General features: G+C 58.4%; 4 protein-coding genes and 1 pseudogene. 1 reads left to right on the top strand and 4 read right to left on the bottom strand.

From position 1 onward, the window contains the following. Positions 1-252 (top strand): annotated as a pseudogene (locus tag B2W52_RS05155) (ribonuclease BN); the annotation flags it as partial. Here the strand turns inward: B2W52_RS05155 and B2W52_RS05150 are convergent. The 4 genes from B2W52_RS05150 to B2W52_RS05135 form a co-directional block, all read right to left on the bottom strand. Beyond that, the gene (locus B2W52_RS05150) at positions 235-1,284 is read right to left on the bottom strand and encodes an HDOD domain-containing protein (protein WP_273083338.1); all 1,050 of its coding nucleotides are present in this window, start codon (positions 1,282-1,284) and stop codon (positions 235-237) included. The pseudogene B2W52_RS05155 and the gene B2W52_RS05150 sit on opposite strands and share 18 nt — an antisense overlap. Before the next feature lie 110 nt (positions 1,285-1,394). Further along, positions 1,395-2,624 (bottom strand): DUF445 domain-containing protein, encoded by a 1,230-nt coding sequence (locus B2W52_RS05145; RefSeq protein ID WP_014578176.1) that lies wholly within the window; start codon positions 2,622-2,624, stop codon positions 1,395-1,397. Between the two features lie 119 nt (positions 2,625-2,743). After that, positions 2,744-3,478, bottom strand: a complete 735-nt coding sequence (locus B2W52_RS05140) for a 16S rRNA (uracil(1498)-N(3))-methyltransferase (protein ID WP_053112940.1) — start codon at positions 3,476-3,478, stop codon at positions 2,744-2,746. Between the two features lie 29 nt (positions 3,479-3,507). After that, the coding region (locus B2W52_RS05135) for an aminotransferase class III-fold pyridoxal phosphate-dependent enzyme (RefSeq protein ID WP_286801758.1) at positions 3,508-4,047 on the bottom strand (540 nt) is incomplete at its 5' end.

Here is a 4,047-nt window from a genome sequence, read left to right as displayed (position 1 = left end):
GGGAGTCAGGGCGATCGACTGGTGCCCGGGCGGGCGCTGGATCTGATAACGATCGGAGACGTTCTCAGGGTTGTTCGCCATGACGAGGATCGGATTGTTGATCGGCTCCCGAAAGTGATTCCTGCCGAATTGGTGGGAGTCCGCAAGGTGGAGGAAACACGAACCTTTGCGGAGTTGTTGCGCGGCGACGAGGCAAAGGAAAAACCAGGAGCTGTGATGGAGAGCGAGCATGTCTCAACTTCTGACAGTTGAACGGCCGCCTTCCCGAAGCATCTTCTGCAGTGCGTTGCGAATGTTGCTGATCTGATCCGGGGTCAAGCGCACCACTTTCGGCAGGTCCTCTTCTGCGAGGTTGCGTTGATGGGCGTGCCTGAGTACTTCCCGTGTGCCAATAACCATGCCGTCCGTCAGCGGAGTGTGCTTCTGTTTTGGGGCTGGCCGTTCCGCGGCCAGCAGGTAGGCATGGTACTTGGGGGGAAGGTTCCATTCGTTCGCCAGGAGCTGGCAGGTAGCCCACTGGTATCTGGCCAGAGCATGCCGAATAAGCGCTGGCTCCGGTTCGCCGATTGCTGTGCGCGACCGGCAGATTCGCTGAAGTTCACGGCGGATCGTGATGTACGCCAGTGAGGGCAGCAGGCCTACCATAAAGTGTGCACTGGTGTCTTCGCCCTGGGTTCTGGCGATCAGTTCCGCCGCCCGGGCACAGGTCAGCCCCCAGCGCCAGCCACGCTGACCAAACAGCGCTTCCCGGCTGTTCCTTGCGGCCATCATGGGGCGCATAACTGCCGCGGAAATCACGTTCCGGATGCCATCTACCCCCAGTACAAATACCGCCTGGTCCACCGATTCAATGGCGTGGTCGCTGGTCCGGAAGTAGGGGCTGTTGGCAATCTGAAGCAATTGATCGGTCAACGAGGGATCACCAAGAATGATCTCCGTGAGCCGCTGGCGGTCTGTGGACTCGTCGGACAGGGCCCGCATGAGCATGGGCAGGCTCATGGGTTGGCGGGGCAGTTCCTCCATTTTGTTGCTGGTGAGCCGCTGATAAAGCTCCTTCAGCACGTCCTCGTAGGAAGAAAGATCAACACGCAGGGCTGCCGGCTCGGCATCCAGCAGCCAGCAGAACAGATGTTCCTCAAGCTGTTGGGCAAGCTCCGGGCTGGTGTCAGGGGTGTCGGTAGCCGGCTTCTCCGGGGATGGATTGAACAGCCGCGCTTCCGGAGCGGGTGGTGCAGATTGTTTGCTTGGGAATAATCCTGAAATCCAGGAGAGAAAACCTGGCATCCGTTGCCTCCGGGTCGAACCTGTTCGAAGTAATGAACCTCCGTTTCCGAGAGTATAGATGTACGACGCATCCTTGCACAGGTTTTAAGCCGGTGAATTATTGCAGGAATTTACAGGAACGACTCCCCGAACACGAACACCAGTTGGCATATGCCGGCGCCAAAGCCGAGGAATGCGCCCACCAGGATCAGTTTGATTTCATCCTCCTGGAAACAGGGCCGTAGCAAGTCCTGAAACTCTTCGGAAGACAGTGCAATCATCCGCTCGACCATGATCGATTCGACGGCTCTGGCCCGGTCCTTCTCGAACACCGGGTTGTTGAACGATGTCTGTGATATTTCGATGGCCTTCTCGCCAACCTTGTTCTTGAGCGTTGCAAAGCCAGTGGGTCCGAAGGCCATCTGGGTCAGCGCCTTGCCCATGCCAGCGGTTTCATCCACCAGCGGTTTGATGTGCTTCTTGACCATGTTGCGGGCGCGATCACCCTTGGGCCCATCAAGAATCGCGTTGATGATGTTGCCAACGGTGAGAATCTCGTGGGTCACGATGTGGCAGAATGACTCAGCCACGGCCGGCTGGCGTTTCAGGAAAAGACCCTGAATCCGGAAGGGGCCGACTTTTTTGGCGTGCAGCGGCCGGAAAATCACATTCAGGGCAATCCAGTTGGTTGCCCAACCCACCAGAAGACCGAAGAACGGCAGCACCCACCAGCTCGGATAGACATACCAGACTGCCATCTGGATCAGGCCGAACAAAAAGCCGAAGTAGAGCCCAGAGTTGATGATGAACCGGAATTCCACCTCACCGCACTCGATAAAGATCCGGTTCAGCAGCTCCTTGTCGCTGGCCAGGCGCTCAATGACCATGCCCTTGATATCCAGCAGGTCTTCAATGTTGTCGGAGACATCTTCCACCAGGTTGTCCACGAGCTGGGGCGTGGATTTGCGGACGCGATCGTAGACCATCTTCCTGGCCGAGGCCGGCAGGTTTTCCCAGAAGGTGGGGTATTCCTTGAGCATCATTTCGTCCACGTATTCCTCGATGCGGGGTTCGACGGAGTGAACGATATGGGTGGCGAGAACTTTCGGATCGATCTGCTGAAAGATCTCCCGAACGGTTCCGATCTTGGAAATCGTGGCATCGACACTGATGGCCGCCATTTTACGGGCCTTCGAGGGAATAATGCCTTGCCAGCCAAGCAGCGGTGGTTTGCCGATGAATTCCAGCGGGTAGAAGGTCATCTTGATGGCCAGCCAGTTGGTGGTCCAGCCAATCAGGGCGGCAATGACCGGGATACTGAGGTATTGCCAGAATTCTTGGGTGCTTAGCAGGCTTGTCATCCCGTTACTCGCGTGTGATCGTTTTTTTGCTTTCGGAGTCGACAGGGATAATGTTGTTGGCACCCCTTCATGTCAATGACTTGCGTGCCGACATGAGACGGCGGCACGGTCGGGATGGGTCAGCTGCCTATGTCACCCCAAAGCCATTGGCAAAGCGCCATGGCCGCAACTGGGGCGGTTTCCGTTCGCAGTACCCGGGGGCCGAGGGCCACCGGCAGGAAACCTTCTTTTTCCGCCTGGGCGATTTCCTCGGGGGAGAGGCCGCCTTCCGGGCCGATCATGAGAGCCACCCGTTCTGGGGGGATGATGGACTTCAGGGCGTGTTCGGTGCGGTGGTGGAGAACCAGGCGGACTTCGCAATCGCGGCTGTGTTCCAGCCACTCGGAAACCGTCATCACCGGCAGGATCTCTGGCACCCGGGCGCGCCCGCACTGCTCGGCGGCGCTGATGGCAACGGATTGCCAGTGGCGCAGGCGCTTGTCTTCCCGGTCGCCCTTCAGTTTTACGTCGCATCGTTCGGTGGTTAATGGCACGATGCGGGAAACACCCATTTCCACCGCTTTTTGCACTGCGTAGTCCATGCGGTCACCCTTGGAGAGGGTCTGGCCGAGAACGATTTCCAGTGGGGATTCGGTGGTGTTGGCTTCCGGGGTACCAACCTGGACTTCCACGTTCTTCTTGCTGGCACTGGAAATGGTGGCGGGGTAGTCGTTGCCATCACCGTTGAAAAGCAGCAGCTCCTGTCCCGGCTGCATGCGCAATACCCGGCCCACATGTTGTGCGGCGTTGTCATCAAGTGCTGCGGTGCCGCCCTCGGTGAGGGCGGAATCGGTGTAGATGCGGGGTATGCGCATGAGCTGGTCTCTCAGATTCCGGGCGGCTGTCAGTCGCGAACTGCGATCTCAATGCCTTCCGTCGCAACCTGGCCCAGATGGCGGATCTGTTCTTCGGTGATCACGTAAGGCGGCATGAAGTAAACCACATTACCCAGGGGGCGAAGCAAGGCCTGGCGGGTTAATGCATGCTGGTAAACACGAATGCCACGGCGCTCCTGCCAGGGGAAGGGCGTTTTCGACGCTTTATCTTTCACCATTTCCACCGCCATGGTCATGCCATGCTGGCGAATGTCGCCGACATTGGGGTGCTCCGCAAGATGGGCGACGGATTTGGCCATGCACGTGGAGAGCGCGCGGTTGCTCTCAATCACATTGTCATCCCGGAAGATGTCCAGGGTCGCCAACGCCACGGCGCAGCCAATGGGGTTGCCCGTGTAGCTGTGGCTGTGCAGAAACGCCTTGAGGGTCTCATAGTCGTCGTAGAAGGCGTTGTAGACATCATCGGTGGTCAGTACCACCGACAGAGGCAGGTAGCCGGCGGTGAGCCCCTTGGACAGGCACATGAAATCCGGAGTGATGCCCGACTG

Origin of the sequence: Marinobacter sp. UBA2498 (genome assembly GCF_002341575.1) — a bacterium.
Lineage (GTDB): Bacteria > Pseudomonadota > Gammaproteobacteria > Pseudomonadales > Oleiphilaceae > Marinobacter > Marinobacter manganoxydans.
The sequence above is the reverse complement of the archived record's forward strand: the minus strand, read 5'-3'. Positions and strand labels throughout refer to the sequence as shown.

Coding starts and splice junctions, on each gene's coding strand:
- B2W52_RS05150 (WP_273083338.1), bottom strand. CDS start 1,284: ATGCCAGGTTTTCTCTCCTGGATTTCAGGATTATTCCCAAGCAAACAA.
- B2W52_RS05140 (WP_053112940.1), bottom strand. CDS start 3,478: ATGCGCATACCCCGCATCTACACCGATTCCGCCCTCACCGAGGGCGGC.
- B2W52_RS05145 (WP_014578176.1), bottom strand. CDS start 2,624: ATGACAAGCCTGCTAAGCACCCAAGAATTCTGGCAATACCTCAGTATC.